Raw genomic sequence first — 25,971 nt, forward strand, 5'->3', positions numbered from 1 at the left:
AAATAAGGACGCGATTCATCTCACGCTTATTTGAGAAAATAAAGCTTGAGGCTTCTCGCGGTTAAGCTAAATAATTTAAAGAGGGATTATCTTGTAAAACTTTGTCAATTTCATAGCGAAAATCAGCTACTTCTGTTGGCTCTCTCGGCACTATGGGGTAAATTGTATTTAAAGTTCACTTTCTTCTCTTTTGCATCTCTTGCATCTCTTGCATCTCTTGCCTATAACCATTCTTGTGAAAGCTTATCACCGCATGTACACCGAGAGCCCTTCTGTTTCCCAGTGTTTTTGGTTATACTGTTTTTCTGTTGACCAAAAAGATAATTTAAACAAATGAACCATTAACTGAGTCAGGTAACTTTCTAACCTTCTCTTTTCGCTTTTACCCAACCCCTCAATTTCCTCAATAAGATTTAGCCAGTCAATATCTTCTAATGCCGCTTTTTTCAAGACTTCTGCTTGTTGTTGTGTCCAAAGATAATAGTCTGTATTGTACACTTGTCTGTCGTCAAATTTTAGTTAATAAGAATCTTAAGATTATCGATGCAATAAATCTTGATATATTCTAGCAGTTAAATAAGCTAAGATCGAGATAGAGACTAAATAAGCGTGAGGTGTGACTATGGCAACAATCACAAGAAGCTATTCGATCAGTATGATCCAAGAAGAAACCCTACAGTTAGTCCAAACCGGGCGAGTCAGTCGCCAACAGAGAATTTATAGCCTTTGTCAGTTTTTTCCTAATGGAGAATGGCGCTGTATCGAGAAAGAATTAGAAGAAAACGACTTTTTACTCAGAGATAGAATCATTGATCTAATTCCACAAGAAGCCTGGGCATCTGACTAAGGAACATGGTATTATAAGTAGCGGTCTTTTAAGGAAATTTATCTGGTGATGACTGAACTGATAGACTCTATTACCGCTATTGACCAAGAATTATCTAAGCGAGATATAGCCTTAGATCCTGGTGGGTACTTTATTATCTATTTAGATCGCGAAGCTAAACTCATTTGTGCCAAACACTATAGCAATATTATCAATGAACAGGGTTTAGCCGCAGATCCCGCTACAGGAAAAGTGATACCCGCGAAAGGAAAAGTAGAACGTCAGCCAGAACAAGTGTTCACTGGTAGAAGCGCAAAAGAAATCTGTGTCAAAATTGTTGAGCAAACTCAACCATGTCCTCTTACTATGTTAGATCACGCTGCCTACTTAGGAAGAGAATTTATGCGGGCTGAGTTTGCTTTGGTTACAGGTACAGAATATATTCAGGATTAGTTGGAAAAGCCAACGTAAAAAAAGTAAGTAGCCATGGGGATAATTGTAGCTAAAACTAATAGTCCAATTACCCACAAAGTAGCGCTACCTTTTTTAGTGTCTTCCGCTTCGGTGAAAGTCCCCTCAAGCTTAAGGGGTTCGGCGATTTGAGTCGGTCCTGGATCTGCTTCTTGGGCAAGAATCGCCACTAGGCGATCGCCTGTTTCTAGGATAGCTTGATTATATTTATCACCCTGTTTGAGGTTAACTTGAATCGTTTCTTCTAAAATGCTATTAACTTTAGCATCGTCGAGAAGAGATTGGACATTTTCCCCCCGACGTAAAGTAGCATTATTAGTTAAGGTATCCAAAACTACTAAAGTTTGATTAGCTTGAGTCTCAGGAGTAGGAAACCAAGTCTCAAAGAGTTCGTCGCTAAAACTAGCGATATTTTCGCCATAATCAAGACGACGAAGTACGACGATTCTCAGCTCATTTCCGGTGTTTTTGGCTAAATTAGCTAGATTAGTGCTTAATTTGCCCTCGTTGGCGCGACTGATAGCCTCTGCTTGGTCAATCACCCAGGTATTGCTATCAGGGGGTGGGAAATCATCAACACTCGTAGCCCAAGCTGGGGTAGAAAAAATGTTACTCACTAAGAGAGTGCATAATAATAAGCTGAGTAGTAAACGTTTCATTGGTCTGGAATTGGTTAGGTTAATCCTTATATTTTCGCAGCTAATTGAAGTTACAATTACATTGAATCAAGAGAAAAACAGCAAAGATGTTTATTTTAACTAACGATGATGGAATTGATGCACCAGGGTTAGAAGCATTAGCCAAGGCGATTGCCTTAGAGAATCTAGTTGTAGCACCAAAAGACCATCTCTCAGGTTGTGGACATCAGTTTACCACTCATCGCCCTATTCAGGTACAACGTCGCAATGAGACAGCCTACGCTATAGATGGAACACCTGCAGATTGTACGCGTATCGCTATTACTCACCTGAATCAGGAAGCTAAATACGTCCTTTCAGGTATCAATGCGGGAGGTAATCTTGGTGTAGATGTTTATACCTCTGGTACGGTAGCAGCGGTAAGAGAAGCAGCGATTCACGGTATCCCAGGTATAGCGATTTCTCATTGGATTAAAAAACCCCTAGAGATAGATTGGTCAAAAGCTACTAATCTCACCAAAAAGGTGTTAGAAGTATTGTTAGTCAAAACTCTCGAACCTGGTTACTTTTGGAATGTCAATCTACCTCACCTAGAAACAGGAAAACCAGAACCAGAAATTATCTTCTGTGAACCTAGTAATCATCCTTTACCAGTTAATTATCGAATAGAAGGGGATTTATACTATTATCACGGTGAATACGCCCAAAGAGAGCGATCGCCAGGAAGCGATGTAGATGTCTGTTTTTCGGGTAATATTGCCGTAACTTTACTTAAGGTTTAAATCAAAGAGGAAATATATGCGCATTTTAATCATGGGGGGAACTCGTTTTATTGGAGTTTATCTAACCAAAACTTTAGTAGCTGCGGGTCATTCTGTTGTGTTATTTAATCGGGGCAATAAACCCCTTCCCGTCGAAGGTGTCCAACAAATCATCGGCGATCGCACTTCTCCTACAGAATTAACAGAAAAACTAGCTAAAGAAGAATTTGACGCTATTTTTGATAATAATGGACGAGAATTAAGCGATACTCAACCCCTAGGGGAAATCTTCCAAGCTAGAGTCCAACACTTCGTCTATGTCAGTTCCGCGGGAGTTTATCTACCTACTGATCAACTACCCCATCAAGAAGGAGATCCTGTAGATCCCAAAAGTCGTCACCGCGGTAAATATGAGACAGAAGCATATCTAGAGACAATAGGGTTACCTTGGACTTCCATACGTCCTACTTATATCTATGGACCACAAAACTATAATGATTTAGAAGCTTGGTTTTTTGACCGTCTCTGGCGCGATCGCCCTGTACTTATTCCAGGAAATGGCTTACATATTACTCAATTCGGACACGTAGCTGATTTAGCTACTGCTATGGCTGCGGTTTTAGGTAATCCCCAAGCTGTTGGTCAGATTTATAATATTTCTGGTGAACGTTACGTCACTTTTGACGGTTTAGCCTATGCTTGTGCTGAAGCTATGGGTAAATCTCGGGATCAGGTTCGTATTTTACATTACAATCCTGAAGACTTTAACTTCGGTAAGAATAAACCTTTCCCTATCAGAGTACAGCACTTTTTTGCTGATGTTCACAAAGCTATGACGGATTTAAATTGGCAACCCCAATACGATCTAGTCTCAGGGTTAAAAGACTCCTGGGAAAACGACTATCTAGCTTCAGGAAGAGATAAAAAAGAGATTGATTTTTCTCTAGATGAAGAAATCCTCGAACAACTTAGATAAATATACTTTGATTGCTCTTTAGGGGGACAGTTTTGCTAAGTCCCCTTCCCTAATTAAAGAATTTTTTTACCTGTGAGTAGTTGTCTTACTTCTAGCATGGCTGAATAGGTAGGTAAGATATAAAGGGGTACTGCCATTGGGGTGTTATCTAAAGCAGTTTTAATCGCTGTAGAGAGGTTATCAATAACGATTAAATGTTCAGGGGAGGGATTACTATACTGCATTCGTAATGCTAAGTCATAAGTGCGATCGCCACTAACAATAATTTTACCCTGTAATTGGGTTAATTGTTCTGTATCTACATCCCAAATCCATGATACATCTGTTCCGTCAGGAGTGCGATCGTTTAAGACTAATAATGTAACAGTATTTTCTCCTTGATTAGCTTGGTGTACTGCTCTGATTGTTTCATTTAGTCCTACAGGATTTTTCGCTAATAATATTTTGACGATTTTGTTATCAATGATTATTTCTTCTGCTCTCCCAAAAGCTGCTTTAAATTGCGTTATGGCTTGATTGATTATTGTTGCTTTTATACCTATTTTTAAACTTAATAAAACTGCTGCTATAGTGTTATATTTATTATAAACTCCTATTAAAATTTGTGACCATTCTTGACTATTAATAGCTAATTCTGGTTTAGTAAAACCGCAGTTATGACAATGAAAATCACCTAAATGAGAGAGATAAATATGGTGATAATCTAAAGCAGAACCACAACGAGGACAATAAGTAGAATCAGTAGCATAGTCGAGAATATCTACAGAGAGTTCAGGTTGATTTAAACCAAAAAAGAAGACTGGTTGTGTTAAATTTTGACCTAAATAAGCTAGGGTAGGATCATCACCATTGAGAATAACTATAGTTTCAGTAGGAAGATTAGCGATCGCCTGTTGCCAACGTTGACTAATGCTATCAACTTCCCCATAGCGATCTAACTGGTCACGAAATAAATTAAGAGCTAAAATAAACTTAGGTTGAATTGTATCTACAACCAGTGGTAAAATATTCTCATCTACTTCTAAAATACCATAATCTGCTCTTAATTTTCCTTGCCAATTAGCTTGATTAATTAAAGCGGTAACTAACCCATTAACTAGATTAGCACCAGTTTCATTGTGGACAACTTTATAACCTTGTAGAGTAAGAATATTTTTAACTAATAAAGAAGTAGTAGTTTTACCATTAGTTCCACAAACTAAAATAATACCCTGACTAATCTGTTGACACATTAAAGAGAGTATCTCGGGATAAAGACGTAAAGCGATCGCCCCAGGTAAGACGCTAGCTGCACCTAATTGTAAAGTTTTTACCAAAAAAGTAATTAACCTAGAGATATTTACAGCTAAAATTAAACGCAGAGAAGATAACATAGAGAACAAATGGTTAAAGTTTACGGTGATGTTAATTCGGGAAATTGTTATAAAGTCAAACTACTTTTAACACAATTACAGCAACCTTTTCAATGGATTAATATTAATATTATCGAACAACAGACTCGTACACCAGAATTTCTCCAAAAAAATCCTAATGGGAGAATACCTGTACTAGAATGGGAAGGGGGACAATTTTTATGGGAATCCAACGCAATTATGTATTTCTTGAGTGAAAATAGCGAATTTTTCCCCAATGATAGACTAAAACGTGCTCAAGTGCTCCAATGGTTATTCTTTGAACAGTATAGTCATGAACCCTATATCGCTACATCTCGTTATCTGATTCGTTATCTCAATGGTGCGGAAAAATATCGAGGGATTTTAGCCGAAAAACAACCTAAAGGTTATGCAGCTTTAGATGTGATGGAACAACATCTCACTAGACACAGGTTTTTTGTAGGGGATAATTATAGTATCGCTGATATTGGTTTATACGCTTATACCCATGTCGCAGAAGAGGGAGGATTTGATTTATGTGGTTATCCTGCTATACTTAGTTGGTTTAGGAGAATTGAATCACAACCTAACTATATTAAAATAGGGTAAAAAATTGCTAAGACAAGAGAATTATTAGCACAATACTAACAATTAAAACAATGGGTTGAATTGTTAACATCATTCTATCAAGTTTCACAGTTCGCTGGTAACCGTTTGGAGTTTCATTCTGAATCCATTCAGCGGTTACAATTGCTTCTAGTATAGAAATAAAAATGAGAATATATACTATGACGTATATTTTATCTAGTCAAACTAAATAGCCAATATCTGGCAGATTAGCTGAGTAAGATTGTTGTAAGAATACAGCTGTTAAAAGACCTGTTACGGGTAATGTAATTCTTGAGTCAATATGTTGTGGATTTAATAACAAAGGACCCCAACTAACAGCAACAACAATTATTAAAGGTAACAAAAGCTTCCAAACAAAGAAGTTTGCAGGTCGAGTTATATTCAAAGAATATCGAACAATTGAGTATTGAGGTTTCTCTCCAATCCGAGGATCGCCAAAGTTACTGGGATATTGACGTACCATACTCGACAGGTTAAAACCCTGAATCTTCCAATCAGGAATGGATATACCAGCTGAATAGCCTGACTGTGTGGAATCAGCAATATAAACTAGTTGATCGATGGTATAAATGGAATTTTCCACCAGGATGTTTAAACTATGCTGATCCAAAGGATATCGATTAAGAATTAGTGGTTGTACAAACCTGCTTTCTACTCTCCATACTTGATAGTAACTGCCATCGGGTAGTTCTTCTGGCTTTTCATAAATAGGAACTGAAGTCATACCCCATTGTTCTACACCATTACCAAATTCTAGACTCTCAGTAGGATCTATTTCACCCTTCCATTTAAACCAGATATAAAAATCCAGGTAGTAAGTATTACTTGACACCTCAAGATTGTAGAGATTAAGGGCAAAAATACCTGTTTCAACCTGTTCTGCTTGGGGAGGAATTGTCTTAAGATAGTGAATATCTGGGGCAATTTCTGATTTATTGAGAAAGCTAGAAATTATTTGAACTAAAACTAAAAATAAGCCAACAATAATTGATAATAAGAGAAACTTGCGAAATTTACTATTGCTTTTTAGAAAGTCTCTTTGATTGATAAAACGCATATCTTAACTTGGTTTTAGTTCGATAATTTAACTATATATTACCACAGTGTAAGGCTTGCCAATAACCTTTTACTTCCTCGGAAAGGTAAAAAAAGTGGCAGCAACCAGGCTAGGGTATATAATAAAAATAACTCAATATTGTAGTGAATTTTAAGTAGGAACCATTGTTAACGATCGCTTATATTTATATTGATCCCTTATTAGATACATCCCCAAGGGAGGAGATAGCAGCAGAATATATCTATCAAGATATCGGTAACCGTGAACAGCTAAAACAATTATGTCTAGATTGTCAATCTCAACCCCCCCAACGTTTGTTATTGCGTAGTTTAGTAGAGTTAGGGGATTCTTTATCAGAAATAAGCGATCGCCTAGTACAATTAGAAAGTCTAGGAATAGAAGTTATCGGTTTAGCAGAAGACTATCAAACCTCAACACTAAAATCTAATCTTAGTCAAATATTGAGCAGAATTAATACTCAACTCAATAGTCGTAACTTACGTCGAGGACACGCAAATAAAAGGATTAAAACCCTTCCACCACCTGGAAAAGCACCCTATGGTTATCGTAGAGGTCAAGATCGCTATCTGGTTGATCGCGCTACTGCACCTGTAGTTAAGGACTTTTTTGAACATTTTTTATTATATGGTTGTTTGCGCAAAAGTCAACGTTATCTAGAGAAGAAATACGCTAAAAAAATTGCTGTTTCTACCGCGCGCAACTGGTTAATTAATCCTGTCTATCGTGGTAATTTAGGCTCTTCTACTGGAGAAATTATGCTTAATACCCATACCCCTATTCTCTCCAAGGAAGAAGCTGCGCAAATCGATCGATTATTAAAACGTAATCGTAGTTTACCTCCTCGTAGTGCGAGTGCATCTCGTTCCCTCGCCGGTTTAGTAGTCTGTCAAGAATGTCAGCATACCCTCAATATCACTAAAGTAACTAAAGCAAAACAAAAAACCGAGTATCTTTATCTGAGGACGAGAGATTGTCCAAAAAGTCCTAAATGTGGGGCGATCGCCTATGATCAGGTTTTGACTGCTACTATTGAACGTATCTGTCTAGATTTACCTCAAGCAGTGTCAACTCGACAAACAGTAGGGTTAGAAGATTTTAAAACCACTCTTAAGGCTGAAATTAAGCAAAAGCAAGATATTATTGCGCAAATTCCCCAACTAGAAACTCAAGGTATTTTTGACTCTCAAACAGCTACGAGACGTATCTACCAATTAAAAACCGAAATAGCTACTCTAGAAGGAAAAATCGCTCAATTACCCCCAATTAATCTGATAGCGATCGCTCCAACCATTTCTTTACCCCAATTTTGGTTAGACTTATCAGAAGCTGAACGCCGTTTTTATTTTCGAGAATTTATCCGTGAGATACAGCTTTATCGCTGTGATTCCCAGTGGAAATTGGAACTATTATTTCTGTTTTAACGTCTTAAAGTAGAACAAGCTGGGGATTTTTTGGATCATGAAAGACTCTCAACCCTTTCCACAATTATTAGCGGGATTAACGATTTTATCTTTATCTTTAGTGATCAGTTCTTGGATTGCTACTACAGGGTTAAAAACAATTAGACGAGCTGATGATGTTCTAGTTGTCACTGGATCGGCTAAACAACCTATTACTTCTGATTATATTATTTGGCGCTTTTCAGTATCTACTCAACAACAAGATCCTCAGTCAGCATATCAAGATTTGATGAGACAAACCGCAATTTTGCGAGCTTATCTCAAAACACAACAAGTACCTGATGAAGTTATCACCGTTAGCGCTATTGAATCCTATTCTATTCCCGAAGTAGATTATAATGGCAGAGAAACAGGAGAGATTCTCGCTTATCGCTTAACTCAACGTTTTGAAATTCGTTCCAGTGATGTAGATAAATATACTGACTTATCCCAAACTTCTTCAGAATTACTAGCCCAGGGTATAAATCTCTATTCTGAATCACCACAATATCTCTATACTCAATTAGATCAATTACGAGTAGAAATGGTAGCAGAAGCTACTAAAGATGCTAAAGCTAGAGCTGAAGCGATCGCCGAAAGTACAGGAATAGAAGTAGGATCCCTACGCGCTGCTCGAACTGGAGTTTTTCAAATTACTAGTCGCAATTCTACCGATGTCAGTGACTATGGTATTTATGATACTTCTTCTGTTGAAAAAGATATTACTGCTGTAGTGTCTGTAACCTTGGCAATAAAGTAGCGCTATATTATTTAGCTACAGCTGCGGTTAAGACTTCGTTTCCTGTGGGAGTAACTAAGACATCATCTTCGATGCGAACACCAATACCACGCCAATGGGAGGGTACATCTGGTTGACCTTCTGCGGGTTGGAAATTAGGAGCGATGTAAATACCCGGTTCGACTGTAAGTATATGTCCTGGTTGGAGTACTTGCCAATTTTCGGGATTAGTTTTATATAATCCTACGTCGTGAACGTCTAAACCTAGCCAATGTCCTGTACGGTGCATATAAAAGGGTTTATATTTTTCTTGGGTGATGATTTCTTCTTTGTCTCCTACCAGTAATCCTAACTCTAGTAAACCTTCTACGATTACTGCTACTGCGGTATCATGAAACTGGTTGTAAGTATTTCCTGCTTTTACCTGCTCAATAGCTTTGAGTTGAGCTTCTAAAACTAGATCATATATAGCTTGTTGTTCAGCTGTGAATTTACCATCTACAGCAAAAGTACGGGTAATATCGCCGTTATAGTAACCAAAAGAGCAACCCGCGTCGATTAAGAGTAAATCTCCTGCTTGAATTTGGCGATTATTTTCGGTATAGTGTAGGATACAAGCATTATCACCAGATGCAACGATTGAGGGATAAGCAGGACCAAAAGCTCCATTGAGACGGAAGGTATGTTCGATTTCTGCTTGCACCTGATACTCGTATTGTCCTACTTGGGTAAATTCACGAGCGCGATTATGGGCGATCGCTGAGATACCGGTAGCGATGCGCATCATTTCTATTTCTGCGTCACTTTTAATCTGACGTAGGGGGTGAAGAATCAAGCTAGGATCTTCGATTCCTACAGGTCCTGTACCTCTTCTAGGGATTGTCGCTAATAATTTTTGCCAAATGGAGAGAATCAGTTGATTAAAGGTGTGATCGCGTCCTAAATGATAATAGATTCGTTCTGCTGTGGCTAGATATTGAGGTAATTCTTTCTCGATATCTGCAATAGAATAGACTAGATCTGCTCCTAATGCTTCTTTAGCTGCTTCTACTCCTAAACGGTAACCAGTCCAGGTTTCTAGTTCGGGGTTTTTTGGTTGAACAAAGAGAATAAACTGATGTTCGGCGTGATGGGGGGCTAATACTGCTACTGCTTCTGCTTCGTTAAACCCTGTCAGATAAAAAAAGTCACTGTCCTGACGATAGAGATATTCTACATCATTGTGCATCACTGCGGTAGGAGCGCTACGAAAGATAGCTGTTCCTTTACCGATTTTTGCCATTAATTGTTGACGACGTTGTGCGTATTCACTAGCTGGTATTTGCATTTTTAGACTGTTAAGAGATTTTGATAGTTAAAAACTTTAATTAAACTTCCCTCAGTGGGAAGATTTTGAGTTGAGATAGTTATTTGATTAGTATTTAAACGCTGTATAGTCGAATCATTAGCTAAGTTTAGGAATTCATCGACGTTGACTAAATCACATTGTAAAGGGTCAGCTGCCGGGGTAAGATATTGTGTAGGGATGATTATTCTGGGATTAAGTACAGAAATTGCTTCTATCGCTTCGGAAGGATTATAAGCTTTTGGTCCTCCTCCTACTGGTACTAGTAGTATATCTGGACTTCCCATTAGGATTCTCTCTTCTATTCCTAGAGGGGCTGCTGCTCCTCCTAAATGTAGTATTCTTAATCCTCCCATAGTCCAACTCCAGGCTACGTTTGTACCAAAACGTCTTCCTCCTTCGCGATCGTGGGGTATCCCAATCCCTTGAAATCTAATTCCTTGGTATTGATAGTCACCCGGTTCGTACAAGACTTGTGGATTACCTGGTAAGTCTTCTGCTGAACCTTCGTCTAAGAGAAAACTACTCAATAGTACTAAATCTGCTTCTACTCTGGGTAAGCGATAACCTGCGGTACATCCTAAGGTCGCAAAGGGGTTAACTAGTACCCTTATTCCTTCTCCCCTGAATAAAAAGCTCATATGTCCTAACCATTCTATGGTTACGCTATTATTGGGGGTTTGGGCTTGATAACCTTGCCAAGATATGATCGTAGCTAGACTAGCTGCTGTGTAAATTAGAAATTTTCTTCTCTCCATGGAATTTTTAACCCAGAGATGCTAAAAAGTTGCCTAATAGTTCTTTACCAGAATTGGTTAAGATACTTTCGGGATGAAATTGTACCCCTTGAATGTGGGGATAATCTTTATGTCTGATACCCATAATAATATTATCTTCTGTCCAAGCGGTAATTTCTAAGGTCTCTGGTAAGTTATCTTTGGCTACGATTAAACTATGATAGCGAGTCGCGGTAAAGGGATTACTGAGGTTGGCGAATACTCCTACACCTTGATGATAGATTTCTGAGGTTTTACCGTGCATTAGAGTAGGTGCGTTAATTATCTTACCACCAAAAACTTGACCGATACTTTGATGTCCTAAACAAACCCCTAAAATAGGTATCTTTGGACCTAATAAGCTGATTAGTTGGGGACAAATTCCCGAATCTTCTGGTCTTCCTGGACCTGGAGAGATTACTATACCATGAGGATTGGCTTGAGTAATCGTCTCTAGGTCAATTTGGTCGTTACGATAGACTTTGATTGGTTGAGCTACAGGGAACTTTTCTTGAAGTTCACCGAGATATTGAACTAAATTATAGGTAAAACTGTCGTAATTATCAATAACGAGGATCAAGGTTTAACTCCAAAGGGTTAAGAAAATACTAGATAAAGGAGGTAACAGAATAAAACAAGCTACTAAAACAGCGGCGATCGCTGAGACTAATACTGCACCTGCTGCACAATCTTTAGCTATTTTAGCTAATTCGTGATAGGTTTGTTTAACCGTTAAATCTACTACTGACTCGATCGCCGTATTTAATAATTCTAACACCATGACTAAAGAAGACGTTAAGATAATGATAGTCATTTCTACGGCATTAATATGGGCGATTAAACCGAGGGTAACTGCTAGAATAGCGATCGCTGTGTGAATTCTAAAATTACGTTGGGTATTAAAAGCATAAAGTATTCCTGCCCAAGCGTACATAAAGCTTAAAAAGAGATTGGGAGCAATTCGCCAAGCCAAGCTACGATCTGGCTTACCCTGATTAGCTGTAGAGTTAGTTTTGATTAATTGTAGATCCAGGTTCATAAATTTAGGAATCAACTACTGTTTAATTTAAGATGATATTTTAGTATAGCTTGATCTTTTATTTGAGCAAGTCAAAGCTTAAATCTACCAATTTCAGCAGATTTTCTTGTTGATCTAGCATTAATTCTAGACTTGCTTCGTCAGGGTGATCCCATCCCAAGAGATGGAGACAACCGTGACTAGCTAACCAAGCTAATTCTAGTTTTAAAGAATGTCCTTTAGTTTGGGCTTGACGAGCTGCGGTTTCTAGAGAGATAATTAAATCCCCTAGATAAAGTGGTTCTGAGTTTAACTCTTCACTCCAGGGAATGTCTGCTTCTAATGCTGCAAAAGCTAGCACATCTGTCGGGTTATTTTGCTGACGATATTGAGAATTAAATTGAGTTATTTCTTGATCATCAGTTAGTCTCAAACTCAACTCATAAGCTTCTGCTTCAGGGAGTTCGGTTTCTAAATCATTTAGCCAAGTTTGAAACCAATCTTCCCAAGTTGCGAGTGGAATGGGTTGAGATGATCCTAACTGAGAATCCTCACCTTGAATATTAACGATAACTTTCATCGGGTGAGATAGGATATGCCAACGAGAAAAGCTAATAAACCAAACGTAGTTAAAGCAAAATGTGTCAAGGATTTACTTTTTTTGCGTACCATATTGCGCATGGCTAATTTGGTATAACTTGGTTTCTCGGTTAAAGGTGTTTCTACGATTTGTTCTTGTGTTTCGTTCATTTAGCTATCTTTAAAACTCTTAATCTCAATGTAACAGTTTGTTGCGATTTTTGCTTAAATAGTATATAGTAAGTATAATTTGTTTATGCTAAATAATGACTCAAACGATTTTAAGAATACTTGAGTGTCGTCCTGATTCTTATCAAAGTTGGTATCAACAGGGAAACCTCTATAGAAATAGAGGATGGTATCAGGAAGCTTTGATTAGTTATGAAAAAGCTCTAGAATATTATCCGAATGATTATTGGTCTTGGTATCGACGGGGTAAGGTTTTAGAATTGTTGAGTCATTATCAAGAAGCGAATCAGAGTTATAGTAAAGCTTGTAAGTTGAAACCAAGAAATTATTGGTGTTGGTATGAGCAGGGTTATTTGAATTTTAAGTATCTACAAGATTATGCTCAATGTTTATTATGTTTCAATCAAGCTTTAAGTGTAAATCCTGACGATTATTGGGCGACTTATCGTTTGGGTGATGTTTGGCGGTTATTAGGAGATTATACCACGGCGATCTCTTATTATGCAGAAGCTTTAACTATTCGTCCAGGTGATTACTGGGCTAATTATCGTCGTGATCAGCTTTTCTAGAATTATGACCTTTTTTACTGTTATTATGATTGGTGAATATTTAAATCTCATCAATGAACAAGTATTGTTTAACCGCTGTACTGACTGTCGGCACTATTATTTATACTACTGTTCCTAGTTGGGCGCAACTAAGAATGTATAATCCTCTATCTTTACCTTCTAATAACGAGGTAGAAGATATCCTCTCAGATAAAGATATTCCTACGGGAGAGGGTGGTTTTGCTAGAGATTATTATGTCTATCTAGAGGAAAATGATCAGGTAGTGATTGACTTAATCTCTGATGATTTTGATCCTATAGTTTCCCTAATCGCTGCTGATGGCTCTAAAATTGGTGAAAATGACGATGGACCAGATGGCACTAATAATTCTCTATTATTCTTACGTATTACTGAATCGGGTACTTATATTGTGAGAGTACGTGCTTTTGGTGAAACAGGAGGGGGGAATTTTAAACTAAGGCTGACTCGTTTACGTCCTGTGGATAATCCTGAGTAATCTTATGCAATCTAGAGTTTTAAATCTAATTATTACTAGTCATGGCTTTGGTCATGCTGTTCGTGTAGCATCTGTAGCGGGGTTGCTCAAAAAACTCTATCCTGAAATAGTGATCATCTTTACTACTGGTGCGCCGCGTTGGTTGCTAGAATCTTATCTAGAAGATGATTTTATTTATCGTCCTCGCAGTTTTGATGTAGGAGTTATTCAAGCGGATAGCTTGACTATGGATAAACAGACTACCCTTGCGCAAATGCAGCAATTGCAAAAAAGCTGCAGAAGTATAGTGGCGAGTGAAGTCAATTATCTGAAAAACAATCGGGTTAATTTAGTTTTAGCTGATATACCCAATTTAGCACCATTAATCGCTCAAGGAGCGGGTATTCCCTGTTGGATGATGGGTAATTTCGGTTGGGACTTTATTTATCGTCCTTGGGGAGGGGAATTTACGGCTATAGCTGATTGGATTGCTCAAGGTTATCAACAGTGCGATCGCCTATTTCGTCTTCCTTTATCTGAGTCTATGAGTGCTTTTGCCAACATTACTGATGTGGGTTTAACTGGGGGAACACCGAAATATGCTGTTCAGGAATTAAAAGCTCAATTTGGCATAATTAGTCCAACTGAACAAACGGTTTTATTAACTTTTGGTGGTCTGGGGTTACAAAAAATACCCTATGAAAACCTGAACAATTTCCCCCAATGGCAGTTTATCACTTTTGATAGTCAAGCTCCGGATTTACCTAACCTGATTAAAGTTCAAGATTACCATTATCGACCCGTAGATTTTATGCCCCTGTGTGGTAGGGTAATTTCTAAACCAGGATATAGTACTTTTGCTGAAGCTTTACGCTTAGATATTCCCATTATTTCACTAACTCGGGAAGATTTTGCCGAATCTAGTTTACTGTTAGATGGGTTAAAAGAATACGCTTGGCATCAGATTGTTAGCGTCACAGAATTTAGTCAAAGTAATTGGGAATTTTTAACTAAACCTCTGATTGCCCCGCAAAAGGAAAAACCCCTGTGCAAAAATGGTACAGAGGTTATAGCTAATCAGGTTTTAGAATATTTTAGAGAATAAAGCGATCGAGTGCTGCTTTGAGTTCTTCGATTTCTGTTTCTATATTACCTTCCTGTGCGGCTCGTGTGATACATTCGCTTAAATGCTCATCAAGAATCAACCTAGCCACGCGATCGACTGCTCCTTTTACCGCGGCGATTTGGACTAAAACTTCAGGACAAGGACGACTTTCCTGGACCATGGTTTTAATACCTCTAATATGTCCTTCAATACGAGAAAGACGGTTAACTATCTTGCGTAAAGAAGCCTCACTATGAACGTGGGGATGATGATGATGACCGACAGGATGATTATCCTGTCTGTGCTCATGTTGATTGTGATTAGATGACATGATGATTAGTTAGAAATACAGATCATAGTACTCAAGCATTTTATTCCTCTTCTGATTCTAAATCATAATCATCCTGGTCATCTTCCTCAAACTCACTAGAATCATAGGGAGATACTTCTGCTACTTCTTGAGCATAAACTCTAGCGGTGCGATCATCTACAACCATATCTTCTGAGTCCACACTAGGATAGATATCGTAAGACTCATCGACATACTCTTCCTCTGGAACTTCGAGTTTACGGAAATTGCGGGATTTAGATGTTGAATCATAAGTCTGTGGTTCTGATTCTTCTCCTGGTTCATAATTGTTTAGCAACGACTCTTCATAGGCGTTAAAACCTGTACCTGCAGGAATCAGACGACCAATAATGACGTTTTCTTTGAGTCCTCGTAACCAATCTGACTTACCTTCGATCGCCGCTTCTGTTAGTACTCTTGTGGTTTCCTGGAAACTAGCAGCACTAATAAAGCTATCGGTATTCAAAGAAGCTTTAGTTATGCCCAAAAGTACTGGAGTATAACGAGCAGGTGCACCACCAACGATCGCCATAGACTCATTAACTTGTTCTATTTGGCGTATTTCTATCAACTCTCCAGGGAGCATTGTTGTATCTCCGCTATCATCTATACGAGCTTTACAGGTCATTTGACGTACAATCACTTCGATGTGTTTATCAGAGATATCGATACCTTGAGATTGATATACTGACTGAACCTGATCTACCAGGAATTTCTGAGTTTTTTCGATCGCTCCACAAGCTGCTTCATAGATTCCCTGAATTTCCACATAGTAATTAAAGAAGGTTTCGAGAATCTCATGGGGATTAGAAGGACCATCAGTGAGAGGTTGTCCTGCTTCTACTTTTTGATTATCTGAAACTACAACGCTTTGACCAGGACCGATGGGATAGTCACTAATCGTGCCATTATCTTCGACAACTTTAATTTCTACGGAGTCATCGTCTAGATACTGAACTTGACAGATTCCCGGACGACGACAAAGTACACAAGCTTCTTTTGGTTTACGAGCTTCGAGAAGTTCTTCGATACGGGGTAAACCTTGAATAATATCCCCTGTTTTGGAACGTTCAAAGACGAGTAAGACCAAATAGTCACCTCGTTGTACTAAATCTCCATCATTAATATGTAGGATAGCTCCTGGGGAGACGCGATAGGGACGAGCCAGACGTATAGTTACGGAGTCTGGTTGAACCTCAACGACTTGACCTGATTCGGGACTATTTACTCCTGGGGCGATTTCGGTATCTCCGACGATTAGATGACCGATTTTGAGCTTACTACCAGAACAGGGTATCGTGTGTAGATCTGCTTCCCGCATAATCAGAATACGGCGAATTGCTTCTACTCCTTCACGGATACCTCGTACTACTCCCTCTGCTTTCGATTGTATTTCTGTGCGAGCGACGATCGCTCCTGGTGGAATTTCGTCACCATCTTTAACGAGTAGTCTAGTTTGGATAGTACCTGCTAGAGGGTCATGATCGCTATCTCTGCGCAATCCTAGGGATTCTAGTACGACTAACTGGAGACGTTTGACCTCTTCATCTACTGGATCACTAATCAATTCTATATCAGCGCTGAGATTAGCGTTAGCATATTCAGATGGTGATTGAATTTCTAGGACTAGTTGAGTACTAAGTAAAGACACACCTTCTACTGACTTTACTCTTTCGCCGTCTTTATAGAATAGTTTTTGTACTGAGCGCAATTCTATACTATGATTACCCTCTTGATTGATAGAATCTTGAGACGGTGTTCCTGCTTCAGTTTCTATGGTATATTCTTGTACTGGTCGTAAGAGAATACCATAACCCATAGAGGTTTCGAGGAATTCACAGTAACTTAATTCTTCTACTATAATTCCTGGTGTAATTTCTGTTCCTGGGCTAACTACGGTGTTATTAGGTATTTGATCTTGGAAAGAAGGATCTATATCTTGATAATAGATTCCTGGTTTAATAATAATCTCCCGTAGAATATCGTTTTTCTGGATTACCTCTACGACTCCTGCGCTTTGACAGAAGATATCTTTAACTATTTCGGTGTGAGCTTCTACGTATTGTCCGTCTTCTACTTCTAACAGAGAGATATCTTTGTTAACTTCGTGACTTTCTTCTGGTATCCAGAGGATTGTACCTCCTTTAGTAATTTCGTAACCCTGTTTACGTCCTCCCTTGGCGATTTCTATCCCTGCGTATTTAATAATTCCCCCGCTATGTGTTTGATAGCGATCGTCGAGTAATTCTGCTACTACTTGATGATTTTGGACTTTCATTCCTGGGGTAGCGATCAGACGGAAGCGTTGACCGCTATAGGTATCAATGACGTATTGTTCTGTCCCTGCGCTGCTTTCGATTGTCACTTCAGCGCGGTCTAAAACTACCGAAGCGGTAATAATTTCGATTTCACGGCTACCCTCTTCTAGTCTAACTACGCCTCCTGAAGCTGTCACTAATTTAGTTTCCGCTAGAATTGTCCCTACTTCTATTTGGTCACCATTATTGACTACAGATTCTGCTCCTGGTGGCAGGTTATAGACTTCTCCTGAGAGAATCCAGAGTAAACCTCCACGACTTGCGGTTCTAGTAGCATTCCCTTGGCGGTCTATTTTTTCTTCAGAGGTTATATCCCCAAAGAGTACTTCTCCTGCGAGGTCTGAGGCTACGTCTTTAGTGGCTTTTTCGGTGGATTTTTGATGTTTAGCTAAAGATATCTCTACGAGTAATTGACCTTTGTTGACGGTTTCTCCTTCTTTTGCGTAGATAACAGAACCAGGGGTTACAGAAATAGTGATATTTTTCTTACCACCTGTTTCGATAACCAAATCTCCTGGTATTTCTACCTGTTCTACTTCGTCGCCGTGGCGGGTACGTACTTTGCGGGTGTTAACTCCTTTAAAGACTAGTTTACCTGCTTGTTCGGCTTTAACTTGACGAGCTACTTCTCCTGTGAAGACCCCTCCTGTGTGGAAGGTACGCATGGTTAGCTGAGTTCCTGGTTCTCCGATGGATTGAGCTGCAATAATTCCTACTGCTTCGCCAAGGTCAACTAATTTTCCGTGAGCTAGTGACCATCCGTAGCATTTTTGACAGACTGAGCGAGCAGCTTCACAGGTTAGAGCTGAACGTACTTCTACCTTATCGGTAACTGCACTAATTTTATCCGCTAGTTCTTGGTCTATTTCCTGGTTACGGCTAGCGATTACTTCTTGAGTTTTAGGGTCGATTACGTCTTGTGCTAATACTCTCCCAAACAAGCGATCGCTCAGGGGGATAACGATGCGATCGCCGCTGCGCATTGGTTCTACTGTTACACTTCTTTGTGTGCCGCAGTCATATTCTCTGACGATCATATCTTGGGACACATCTACGAGACGTCTAGTTAGATAACCCGAGTCTGCGGTTCTGAGGGCGGTATCTACGAGACCTTTGCGTGCGCCGTAGGAAGAGATAATATATTCTGTAACAGTCAAGCCTTCGCGGAAATTGGTTTTAATGGGTAGGTCAATAATTTCCCCTTGAGGATTAGCCATTAGTCCACGCATTCCTACTAATTGGCGTACCTGACTCATGTTACCACGGGCTCCCGAAAAAGCCATCATATAGACTGAGTTCAGGGGATCTGTCTTTCTGAAGTTCTCTACCACTTCGTCTTTGAGAGCTTCTGAGGTACTATTCCAGGTATCAATTACTTTTTGAAAGCGTTCTACTTCTGTAATTTCCCCTTTAGCGTATCTTGTCTCGGTTTTTTCGATTTCTGCTTCTGCACTTTTGAGCATTTCCCGTTTAGCATCGGGTACTTGTAAATCTTCCACGCTAATAGACACACCTGCTTTAGTTGCGTAACGAAAACCCATAGCTTTGAGTTCATCTGCTACTTGAGCGGTACGTGCTGAGCCATGCTTACTAAAAGACCAAGCGATTAATTTTTTGAGACTGCCCTTGTCTATAATTTTGTTGTAGAATACCATATTTTTTGCTCAGTTTAAATTTAGGTGGAACGGGTTTAGGTTGAATGGTTTTAGGTGGAACGGGGTTAGGTGGTGGAGCGGTGTTATTCCCAATTTAGAATTGAGAATGAGCGAAAAATAATTAATTCTTCATTCTTCATTCTTCATTCTTCATTTCCCTATTTTTCTGACTCTTCGAAGTCTTCCCTGCTATAGGATTCATAGGTAGGACGAGAAGGGGTACGAACGCCTCTGACATCTGCCATTAAATCTACTTCTACATCTCTACTACTGCCATCCTCTGCGTTTTCTACTTTGTGGACTGCGATATCTAGACCCAATGATTGTAGTTCCCGCATTAACACTTTGAATGATTCTGGTGTTCCAGGTCGAGGTATGGGTTTACCTTTGACGATCGCGTTAAGGGCTTCATTACGTCCCTGCATATCGTCTGATTTGACTGTGAGTATCTCTTGGAGTATATAGGCTGCTCCATAGGCTTCTAGGGCCCATACTTCCATTTCTCCGAAGCGTTGACCTCCTTGTTGGGCTTTTCCGCCTAGGGGTTGTTGAGTTACGAGTGAGTATGGTCCTGTGGAGCGGGCGTGTATTTTATCATCTACCAGGTGAACTAGTTTGAGCATATAGGCTTTACCTACGGTCACTGGGCGATCAAAAGCTTCTCCTGTGCGACCATCATGTACTTCTATTCTGCCTGGGTGTGCTGGATTATAAATCCAATTTTTGCCTCTTTTCTGAGCGCCTTCTTCCAGGAGACCATTTACGGTGTTACGTGATGCTTCTTGACCGTGCATTTCGTCAAATGGCGTAATCTTAAATCTTACCCCTAGATGTTCTCCTGCCCAACCTAAGAGACACTCAAACACTTGACCCACGTTCATCCTACTTGGTACACCTAAAGGATTGAGGACGATATCTACGGGTGTGCCATCGGGGAGATAGGGCATATCTTCGATGGGCAGGATACGGGAGATAATCCCTTTATTGCCGTGACGTCCTGCCATTTTATCTCCTACTTGGATTTTACGTTTTTGAGCTACGTAAACCCTTACTACCATATTAGCTCCCGGGGGTAGTTCATCGCCTTTTTCTCTGGTAAAGACTCTGACATCTACGACACGTCCTTTTTCGCCGTTGGGTACGCGTAGAGAATTATCTCTCACATCTCTGGCTTTTTCGCCAAAGATGGCTCTGAGGAGTTTTTCTTCTGGTGGTTGATCTGATTCTCCTTTGGGGGTTACTTTCCCGACGAGAATATCTCCTGATTCTACCCAAGCACCTTTACGAATGATCCCGTCTTCGTCTAGATTTCTCAGTGCGTCTTCTCCTACGTTAGGTATTTCCCTGGTAATTTCTTCTGGTCCTAATTTGGTTTGACGGGCTTCGATTTCGTGTTTTTCCACGTGGATACTGGTATAGACGTCATCATAAACTAGGCGTTCACTAATTAAGATGGCATCTTCGTAGTTATAACCTTCCCAGGGCATATAAGCTACTAGGATATTTTGTCCTAGGGCTAATTCTGCTCCTTCTGTGGAAGAGCCATCGGCTAGTACTTGTCCTCTACAGACTTCTTCTCCTGGAAATACGAGAGGGCGTTGATTTAAACAGGTATCCTGGTTGGAGCGGTGATATTTTTGCAGTGTATATTCTCTTTCTTCTCCTTCTACTTGGGCTTCTGTCGGACTTACTTTGACTCTGATTCTTTCTGCGTCAACGTAACTTACCACTCCATGGGTTTGGGAGATAATCACCATACCTGAGTCTCTAGCTGCTTGGGCTTCTAAGCCTGTACCCACTAGAGGACGTTCTGGACGTAATAGGGGGACTGCTTGTCGCTGCATGTTAGAACCCATGAGGGCGCGGTTAGCGTCGTCGTGTTCTAGGAAGGGAATGAGGGAGGTTGCTACTGAGACGATTTGTACTGGGGATACGGCGACGTAATCCACTTGTTCGGGGGTAGTGATGGAGAATTCTTGTCGATAGCGTACTGGTACGGTATTAAAGAGAATATTTCCTTCTGTGTCTGTTGGTACGTCTCCTGGTGCTACCCTGAGGTCGTCTTCTTCGTCTGCGGTTAGATACACGGGGGGTTCGTCTTTGCGTACTTTACCGTTTTCGACCCGATAGTAGGGGGTTTCGATAAAGCCGTAGGGATTAATGCGCGCGTAGGTTGCTAGTGAACCGATTAAGCCTGCGTTTGGTCCTTCTGGTGTTTCTACAGGGCAGATGCGTCCATAGTGTGAGGGGTGGATATCTCTGACGGCGAATCCTGCTCTTTCTCGGGTTAATCCTCCAGGTCCTAGGGCTGATATTCTTCTTTTATGGGTCAATTCTGCTAGAGGGTTGGTTTGATCCATAAATTGGGAGAGTTGGGATGAGCCAAAGAATTCTTTGATGGCTGCTACTAGGGGTTTGGGGTTAACTAATGAGGTGGGAGTAAGGGTGTCTGATTCGCTTACGGTCATTCTTTCTTTGATGATTCTTTCTAAGCGACTTAAGCCTACTCTTACCTGATTTTGCAGTAATTCTCCTACGGAACGTACTCTACGATTACCGAGGTGGTCGATATCATCTACGCTACCCATATCGAATTCTAGATTGATTAGGTAGTCGATGACGGCGAGTATGTCGGTTTTGGTAAGGACTCTTTCGGTTTCTGGTACGTTAATACGTAGTTTTTTATTAAGTTTATAGCGTCCTACTTTGCCTATGTCGTAGCGCTTATTGTCGAAGAAACGAGCTTCGAGTAGTTGTTGTCCTCCTGCTACTGTGGGTGGCTCTCCTGGTCTTAGTTTTTTGTATAATTCTATGAGGGCTTGTTCTTCTGTGGGGTTTTCTTCTTTTTCTAAGGTTCTTTGGTAGAATTCGGGGTGACGCAAGGAGTCAAAGATCTCATTATCGCTTAAGCCGATCGCTTTTAGCAGGACTTGGGCTGATAGTTTGCGGGTTTTATCTATTCTCACCCACACTACGCCGTTTTTGTCGGTTTCAAATTTTAGCCAAGCGCCTCGATTGGGTATTAATGAGGCTGAGTAGGTTCTTTTGCCGTTTTTATCTACTTCTGATTTAAAATATACTCCAGGTGAGCGAACTATTTGGTTGACTATTACTCTTTCTGCGCCATTGATGATGAATGTTCCTCTTTCTGTCATCAATGGTAAGTCACCTATAAATACTTCTTGTTCTTTTATTTCTCCTGTTTCTTTGTTTTGTAATCTGGTTGGTACGTACATTTGTACTGCATAGCTACTATCTCGACGTTTGGCTTCATCTACGTCGTATTTAGGTTCTTTAAGTTTATATTCTTTGCCGATAAAATGTAGTTCTAGCTTACCCGTATAATCTCTAATGGGTGAAAAGCTTTCTAGTTCTTCGATTAACCCTTCTTCGAGAAACCAGCGAAAGCTTGAGCGTTGAATTTCGATTAAGTCTAAGAGGAGATTTTGATTGGTATTGCTCATGTTTGTGTGTTTTTATTATAGGTTGTCAACGCTCTTGCCACTCTTATCGAGTCCAAATAGGGCGATCGCGTTGGCTGTGGTTTGACTGGCTAATGTCTCTACTTCTTCTTGGCGTAAGTCGGCTATAAATTCAGCGACGTATCTTACGTAGGCAGGCTCGTTTCTTTTCCCTCTTTTGGGTACTGGTGCTAAAAAGGGACAGTCTGTTTCTATTAGTAATCTTTCGGCTGGTACTATTTTAGCGCTCTCTTGTACTTGTTTGGCATTTTTAAAGGTTACTACTCCACTAAAGCTGATATAAAATCCTAGGTCTAAAAACCATGCTGTTTCTTCTGGTGTTCCTCCCCAACAGTGCATTACTCCTGTCGGCTTGTTTGCTTGTTTAACCAGGTTGTACAAGTCTAAGGCTGCGTCTCGACAATGAATAATAAGTGGTTTATTTAGTTCTTGGGCTATATTTAATTGAGCTAAGAATACTTCTTGCTGCTCTTTTATATTTGTCGCTTTATAATAGTCTAGCCCTGTTTCTCCAATGGCGACGACTCGGCTATCTGATTTGGCTAATTCTTTAATCTCTTGTTCGCTTGTGTCTTGCCATTTATCGACGTCTAAGGGATGCAAGCCTACAGCAAATGAGATCTCAGGGAATCTATCTGCTAGGCTTTGGATACTTTTAAACTCTCCTGGCTCGACACAAGAATGGATTAATTGGGTAACTCCTGCTTGTTGCCAACGAGCTTGCAGTAAGTCTATATCCTGTTGGAATACCTCAAAGTTGAGGTGAACATGGCTGTCTATTAACTGCATTTGCTCTTTTTTGTCGGGTTTTTTAGGGTTAGCTTGATTGTGCTGTTTCCACTTGTTTGAGGGCTTTAGCTAGGCGAGCTTTTTTTCTCGCTCCGTTGTTGCGGTGATATACCCCAGTTTTGACTGCTTTATCTATTTTACTATAAGCGTCTGACATCGCTTGTTTTAGGGTTTCTTTACTTTCTTGGCTAGGATTAGTCTGATAAACTTCTACTGCTTGAAAGTATTTTTTCATGAGGGTTTTTACCGCTGATTTATAGGCTTTATTCCGCAGGCGGTTGCGCTCTGATAGTTGCGCTCTTTTGATTGCTGATTTTATGTTTGCCACTGTTATCTTAGTCTGAAAGTTTACTCTAGTTGGTTTAAAATTTTACAGAAATGACATTATATCATTTTAAGTTTGTTTCTCGCAAGAGTTAATCTTTTCTTTAACCCAATTATTTATAATAGCACAATTCCACTAACCTTGGAGTAACCAAAATCCTGCGAAAGATTCTGCTTCGGGGCTGGATTGGATGGCTAAAAAGTGGATTTGTTGTACCTGATTTTTGGCGTTGCTAAAGCCTTTAGCTTCGGCTAGGCTACCCTCATCGGTGATATCGGCTAAAATCCAACTATCGCTTACTCCTGTTTCTAAGCGTAATCTATAAACTTGTTTGAGTAGTTCACGTGCCGAAGGGGTTATGTCATCTAGGTAGCAGTAACTTAATTCTAAACCAGATAACCAACCTGCTAGGGGTATAGCGCGACTAGAGAAAATAATTAAACCTGGTATGGCTAAATCGGGGTCAAGATTGTACATAGAAAGAGGGAAAGCTTCCCCAAAGGCGATATCCCATTGATTCATTTCCTGAAAGTCTTTGACGGGTAGGCTAACTAAAGCCCATTTATCTCCTTTGTCTCCTCTGACTGCATCGGGAAGGGCGATCGCGTTTAGTTCGGGATATTGTACGGTAGCGCTACTAGCAGCTTGGGAGTCATAACCTGTTAAAGTAGGATAATATTCTGTTAGTCTTTGTTTAAGCCAGTGGTTTAAGGTGTAGGTACGCCTACTCGGTACAGCGTCAATACCGATTTCTTCACAAGCTTTGGTGATCATGTTCTTCATCTGACGACGAAAGAAACGTATTTTGGTGGGGGTTTTGCCACTTTCGGCGATCGCCTTGTTGATCGCTTCGGCTAACCAAATTGAGTTAACGGTTGTACTAGGGCAAAATTGGGCATATCTATAAATAGAATCGGGTTCGATATCTATTTGCTGTGGACTTTCACAGATAAGGACTTCCCAGCGTTTTTTCTTTTCGTCGTCTAATAGTGGTCGTGAGTAAAAATCTAGTTCCCAAATTAAGCCCATAAGGAAGAAATTAGTAGCAGCAAGATCTTATTCTAGCATGAACTTCTCAAGATAAATTTTTAATGTTTCGCTATTGAGGAAAAAAAGATTTCGGCTCTTTCGGCATTATCAAAGTCCGTAGCGCTATATTTCTTGACAATCCTTTTATAAAATTGCCAAAAGCGATAGACTGGCAACTCTCAATAAAATTTTATCTGTATCGGCTTTTGACATTGAAAATTTTGATTGTTGTCTCAAAGCTCTGAGATCCTACGAATAAGGGCAAGCTGATTTTTCTGACTATTTAATTCAACAGATTGCTGCCAAAAATGGCTAGACAACACTACTAACTTTTGAGCAAAAAGCAGCTGATGAAAAAGGCTTTCAAGGTATTTTTTAAGCAAATTGTTTAAAGTGATCGCTTACTAATCCGTCTTTTTGAGATTAATTAGGTAACCATTGAGGATCTAAAATTTCTTTGAGACTATAAGGACATTCAAAGGGAAAGTTAGTCAGTTCACTTTTAATAATTGCACTGCGTCTAGCTTTTTGATAAGTTGAAGAGAGAATAGATTCGGTATAATTGTATAAGGTTTGAGAACGAAGTAAAATTTCTAACTCAGATCGAAAATTGTCAATTTCTTCTGCCCATCCTCTTTGACAATAGACTTTTTCCGATTGCCAATATTGATAGAGGAGTAAGTGTTTTAGCAGTTGTCTGAGATAACTTTCAACTTTGTGTTTTTGTTCTCTCCCCAAAGACTCTATTTCCTCAAGTAAATGTTCCCAGTCCACATTATCTAACTCTTTCATTTTAATTTGTTTAAGAGTCATTTCCAACCATTGATAATAGTCTTGTTGATAAAGTGTCTGAAGATTAATTGGCTGTACCATAGTCCAAAAGATAAATTAGATCATGTCTGGTTATAGCGCTACGCGCTCTTGCACTCATGTTAGCTAATACTAGGTTTCACGACTCAAAAATGTCAAACACTCCAGATGCGTACTGCTTTAATTGATGATAACAAACTCTTCAAAAAAAGCCCCCTTAAAAAAG

The 25,971-nt window shown here is 39.7% G+C and carries 26 protein-coding genes and 1 pseudogene; 10 read left to right on the forward strand and 17 right to left on the reverse strand.

Annotated features, from left to right (window positions below; genetic code table 11):
* Positions 1-246: 246 nt before the first annotated feature.
* Positions 247-498 (reverse strand): DUF29 domain-containing protein, encoded by a 252-nt coding sequence (locus EA365_05790; GenBank protein TVQ46177.1) that lies wholly within the window; start codon positions 496-498, stop codon positions 247-249.
* A gap of 124 nt (positions 499-622) precedes the next feature.
* On the opposite strand from EA365_05790, the gene EA365_05795 reads away from it, so the two are divergent.
* Together EA365_05795 and EA365_05800 are read left to right on the forward strand one after the other, a co-directional pair.
* Complete coding sequence (locus EA365_05795) at positions 623-847, forward strand: DUF4327 family protein (protein ID TVQ46178.1); 225 nt, start codon at positions 623-625, stop codon at positions 845-847.
* A gap of 48 nt (positions 848-895) precedes the next feature.
* Positions 896-1,279 (forward strand): DUF4346 domain-containing protein, encoded by a 384-nt coding sequence (locus EA365_05800; GenBank protein TVQ46179.1) that lies wholly within the window; start codon positions 896-898, stop codon positions 1,277-1,279.
* Here EA365_05800 and EA365_05805 read toward each other — a convergent pair.
* On the reverse strand, positions 1,276-1,956 hold the full coding sequence (locus tag EA365_05805; protein ID TVQ46180.1) for a YgcG family protein: 681 nt from the start codon (positions 1,954-1,956) through the stop codon (positions 1,276-1,278). The genes EA365_05800 and EA365_05805 overlap by 4 nt on opposite strands.
* Before the next feature lie 86 nt (positions 1,957-2,042).
* Here EA365_05805 and surE point away from each other — a divergent pair, with 86 nt between their 5' ends.
* Positions 2,043-2,717, forward strand: a complete 675-nt coding sequence (surE, locus tag EA365_05810) for a 5'/3'-nucleotidase SurE (GenBank protein TVQ46181.1) — start codon at positions 2,043-2,045, stop codon at positions 2,715-2,717.
* Positions 2,718-2,733: 16 nt separating this feature from the next.
* Complete coding sequence (locus EA365_05815) at positions 2,734-3,672, forward strand: NAD-dependent epimerase/dehydratase family protein (protein TVQ46182.1); 939 nt, start codon at positions 2,734-2,736, stop codon at positions 3,670-3,672.
* A 53-nt stretch (positions 3,673-3,725) separates the two neighbouring features.
* On the opposite strand, the gene EA365_05820 is transcribed toward EA365_05815, so the two are convergent.
* Positions 3,726-5,045 carry a Mur ligase family protein gene (locus tag EA365_05820; GenBank protein TVQ46183.1) on the reverse strand — a complete coding sequence of 440 codons (1,320 nt, stop codon included), beginning with the start codon at positions 5,043-5,045 and terminating at the stop codon, positions 3,726-3,728.
* Between the two features lie 9 nt (positions 5,046-5,054).
* On the opposite strand from EA365_05820, the gene EA365_05825 reads away from it, so the two are divergent.
* A complete protein-coding gene (locus EA365_05825; GenBank protein TVQ46184.1) occupies positions 5,055-5,654 on the forward strand; it encodes a glutathione S-transferase family protein in 600 nt (199 codons plus the stop codon).
* A 7-nt stretch (positions 5,655-5,661) separates the two neighbouring features.
* On the opposite strand, the pseudogene EA365_05830 reads toward EA365_05825, so the two are convergent.
* Positions 5,662-6,570 (reverse strand): annotated as a pseudogene (locus tag EA365_05830) (hypothetical protein).
* Between the two features lie 326 nt (positions 6,571-6,896).
* Here EA365_05830 and EA365_05835 point away from each other — a divergent pair.
* Complete coding sequence (locus EA365_05835; protein ID TVQ46185.1) at positions 6,897-8,174, forward strand: recombinase family protein; 1,278 nt, start codon at positions 6,897-6,899, stop codon at positions 8,172-8,174.
* A 37-nt stretch (positions 8,175-8,211) separates the two neighbouring features.
* Positions 8,212-8,952, forward strand: coding sequence for an SIMPL domain-containing protein (locus EA365_05840; protein ID TVQ46186.1), 741 nt, complete (start codon positions 8,212-8,214; stop codon positions 8,950-8,952).
* 7 nt (positions 8,953-8,959) lie between these two features.
* On the opposite strand, the gene EA365_05845 is transcribed toward EA365_05840, so the two are convergent.
* From EA365_05845 to EA365_05870, 6 genes are read right to left on the reverse strand one after another with little or no spacing between them, the layout of a single operon-like run.
* Positions 8,960-10,258, reverse strand: coding sequence for a M24 family metallopeptidase (locus tag EA365_05845; GenBank protein ID TVQ46187.1), 1,299 nt, complete (start codon positions 10,256-10,258; stop codon positions 8,960-8,962).
* 2 nt (positions 10,259-10,260) lie between these two features.
* Positions 10,261-11,034 carry a Zn-dependent hydrolase gene (locus EA365_05850; protein ID TVQ46188.1) on the reverse strand — a complete coding sequence of 258 codons (774 nt, stop codon included), beginning with the start codon at positions 11,032-11,034 and terminating at the stop codon, positions 10,261-10,263.
* Positions 11,035-11,041: 7 nt separating this feature from the next.
* The gene (locus EA365_05855; GenBank protein ID TVQ46189.1) at positions 11,042-11,632 is read right to left on the reverse strand and encodes an aminodeoxychorismate/anthranilate synthase component II; all 591 of its coding nucleotides are present in this window, start codon (positions 11,630-11,632) and stop codon (positions 11,042-11,044) included.
* A gap of 3 nt (positions 11,633-11,635) precedes the next feature.
* Positions 11,636-12,091, reverse strand: a complete 456-nt coding sequence (locus EA365_05860; protein TVQ46190.1) for a diacylglycerol kinase family protein — start codon at positions 12,089-12,091, stop codon at positions 11,636-11,638.
* A 58-nt stretch (positions 12,092-12,149) separates the two neighbouring features.
* Positions 12,150-12,650 (reverse strand): rRNA maturation RNase YbeY, encoded by a 501-nt coding sequence (ybeY, locus tag EA365_05865; protein TVQ46191.1) that lies wholly within the window; start codon positions 12,648-12,650, stop codon positions 12,150-12,152.
* The gene (locus EA365_05870; protein ID TVQ46192.1) at positions 12,647-12,820 is read right to left on the reverse strand and encodes a DUF3285 domain-containing protein; all 174 of its coding nucleotides are present in this window, start codon (positions 12,818-12,820) and stop codon (positions 12,647-12,649) included. The genes ybeY and EA365_05870 overlap by 4 nt, the downstream gene beginning before the upstream one ends.
* Positions 12,821-12,915: 95 nt before the next feature.
* Here EA365_05870 and EA365_05875 point away from each other — a divergent pair, with 95 nt between their 5' ends.
* Genes EA365_05875 through EA365_05885 form a run of 3 tightly spaced genes read left to right on the forward strand, consistent with a single transcriptional unit; the run spans position 12,916 to position 14,988 of the window.
* Positions 12,916-13,407 (forward strand): tetratricopeptide repeat protein, encoded by a 492-nt coding sequence (locus EA365_05875; protein ID TVQ46193.1) that lies wholly within the window; start codon positions 12,916-12,918, stop codon positions 13,405-13,407.
* 53 nt (positions 13,408-13,460) lie between these two features.
* A complete protein-coding gene (locus EA365_05880; protein ID TVQ46194.1) occupies positions 13,461-13,904 on the forward strand; it encodes a peptidase in 444 nt (147 codons plus the stop codon).
* Positions 13,905-13,908: 4 nt separating this feature from the next.
* Positions 13,909-14,988 carry a glycosyl transferase gene (locus EA365_05885; protein ID TVQ46195.1) on the forward strand — a complete coding sequence of 360 codons (1,080 nt, stop codon included), beginning with the start codon at positions 13,909-13,911 and terminating at the stop codon, positions 14,986-14,988.
* Here the strand turns inward: EA365_05885 and EA365_05890 are convergent.
* The 7 genes from EA365_05890 to EA365_05920 form a co-directional block, all read right to left on the reverse strand.
* Entirely contained in the window at positions 14,978-15,319 is a 342-nt protein-coding gene (locus tag EA365_05890; GenBank protein TVQ46196.1) for a hypothetical protein, read from the reverse strand. The genes EA365_05885 and EA365_05890 overlap by 11 nt on opposite strands.
* A 40-nt stretch (positions 15,320-15,359) precedes the next feature.
* Positions 15,360-19,310, reverse strand: coding sequence for a DNA-directed RNA polymerase subunit beta' (locus EA365_05895; GenBank protein ID TVQ46197.1), 3,951 nt, complete (start codon positions 19,308-19,310; stop codon positions 15,360-15,362).
* Positions 19,311-19,468: 158 nt separating this feature from the next.
* On the reverse strand, positions 19,469-22,774 hold the full coding sequence (rpoB, locus tag EA365_05900; protein TVQ46198.1) for a DNA-directed RNA polymerase subunit beta: 3,306 nt from the start codon (positions 22,772-22,774) through the stop codon (positions 19,469-19,471).
* Between the two features lie 15 nt (positions 22,775-22,789).
* The gene (locus EA365_05905) at positions 22,790-23,581 is read right to left on the reverse strand and encodes a TatD family deoxyribonuclease (GenBank protein ID TVQ46199.1); all 792 of its coding nucleotides are present in this window, start codon (positions 23,579-23,581) and stop codon (positions 22,790-22,792) included.
* A gap of 28 nt (positions 23,582-23,609) precedes the next feature.
* Positions 23,610-23,909: a 30S ribosomal protein S20 gene (locus tag EA365_05910; protein TVQ46200.1), complete on the reverse strand. Its 300-nt coding sequence runs from the start codon at positions 23,907-23,909 to the stop codon at positions 23,610-23,612.
* Positions 23,910-24,041: 132 nt separating this feature from the next.
* The gene (locus EA365_05915) at positions 24,042-24,935 is read right to left on the reverse strand and encodes a DUF1092 family protein (GenBank protein ID TVQ46201.1); all 894 of its coding nucleotides are present in this window, start codon (positions 24,933-24,935) and stop codon (positions 24,042-24,044) included.
* Positions 24,936-25,358: 423 nt separating this feature from the next.
* Positions 25,359-25,808, reverse strand: a complete 450-nt coding sequence (locus EA365_05920) for a DUF29 domain-containing protein (GenBank protein ID TVQ46202.1) — start codon at positions 25,806-25,808, stop codon at positions 25,359-25,361.
* Positions 25,809-25,971: the final 163 nt, after the last annotated feature.

Source organism: Gloeocapsa sp. DLM2.Bin57 (assembly GCA_007693955.1).
Taxonomy (GTDB): domain Bacteria; phylum Cyanobacteriota; class Cyanobacteriia; order Cyanobacteriales; family Gloeocapsaceae; genus Gloeocapsa.

Bases quoted from the DNA above. Each gene is read 5' to 3' on its own strand.
- EA365_05920 (TVQ46202.1), bottom strand. From the start codon at position 25,808: ATGGTACAGCCAATTAATCTTCAGACACTTTATCAACAAGACTATTAT.
- EA365_05860 (TVQ46190.1), bottom strand. From the start codon at position 12,091: ATGAACCTGGATCTACAATTAATCAAAACTAACTCTACAGCTAATCAG.
- EA365_05825 (TVQ46184.1), top strand. From the start codon at position 5,055: ATGGTTAAAGTTTACGGTGATGTTAATTCGGGAAATTGTTATAAAGTC.
- EA365_05895 (TVQ46197.1), bottom strand. From the start codon at position 19,310: ATGGTATTCTACAACAAAATTATAGACAAGGGCAGTCTCAAAAAATTA.
- EA365_05795 (TVQ46178.1), top strand. From the start codon at position 623: ATGGCAACAATCACAAGAAGCTATTCGATCAGTATGATCCAAGAAGAA.
- ybeY (TVQ46191.1), bottom strand. From the start codon at position 12,650: ATGAAAGTTATCGTTAATATTCAAGGTGAGGATTCTCAGTTAGGATCA.
- EA365_05870 (TVQ46192.1), bottom strand. From the start codon at position 12,820: ATGAACGAAACACAAGAACAAATCGTAGAAACACCTTTAACCGAGAAA.
- EA365_05880 (TVQ46194.1), top strand. From the start codon at position 13,461: ATGAACAAGTATTGTTTAACCGCTGTACTGACTGTCGGCACTATTATT.
- EA365_05840 (TVQ46186.1), top strand. From the start codon at position 8,212: ATGAAAGACTCTCAACCCTTTCCACAATTATTAGCGGGATTAACGATT.
- EA365_05890 (TVQ46196.1), bottom strand. From the start codon at position 15,319: ATGTCATCTAATCACAATCAACATGAGCACAGACAGGATAATCATCCT.
- EA365_05805 (TVQ46180.1), bottom strand. From the start codon at position 1,956: ATGAAACGTTTACTACTCAGCTTATTATTATGCACTCTCTTAGTGAGT.
- surE (TVQ46181.1), top strand. From the start codon at position 2,043: ATGTTTATTTTAACTAACGATGATGGAATTGATGCACCAGGGTTAGAA.
- EA365_05850 (TVQ46188.1), bottom strand. From the start codon at position 11,034: ATGGAGAGAAGAAAATTTCTAATTTACACAGCAGCTAGTCTAGCTACG.
- EA365_05905 (TVQ46199.1), bottom strand. From the start codon at position 23,581: ATGCAGTTAATAGACAGCCATGTTCACCTCAACTTTGAGGTATTCCAA.
- EA365_05845 (TVQ46187.1), bottom strand. From the start codon at position 10,258: ATGCAAATACCAGCTAGTGAATACGCACAACGTCGTCAACAATTAATG.
- EA365_05875 (TVQ46193.1), top strand. From the start codon at position 12,916: ATGACTCAAACGATTTTAAGAATACTTGAGTGTCGTCCTGATTCTTAT.
- EA365_05820 (TVQ46183.1), bottom strand. From the start codon at position 5,045: ATGTTATCTTCTCTGCGTTTAATTTTAGCTGTAAATATCTCTAGGTTA.
- EA365_05915 (TVQ46201.1), bottom strand. From the start codon at position 24,935: ATGGGCTTAATTTGGGAACTAGATTTTTACTCACGACCACTATTAGAC.
- rpoB (TVQ46198.1), bottom strand. From the start codon at position 22,774: ATGAGCAATACCAATCAAAATCTCCTCTTAGACTTAATCGAAATTCAA.
- EA365_05815 (TVQ46182.1), top strand. From the start codon at position 2,734: ATGCGCATTTTAATCATGGGGGGAACTCGTTTTATTGGAGTTTATCTA.
- EA365_05885 (TVQ46195.1), top strand. From the start codon at position 13,909: ATGCAATCTAGAGTTTTAAATCTAATTATTACTAGTCATGGCTTTGGT.
- EA365_05800 (TVQ46179.1), top strand. From the start codon at position 896: ATGACTGAACTGATAGACTCTATTACCGCTATTGACCAAGAATTATCT.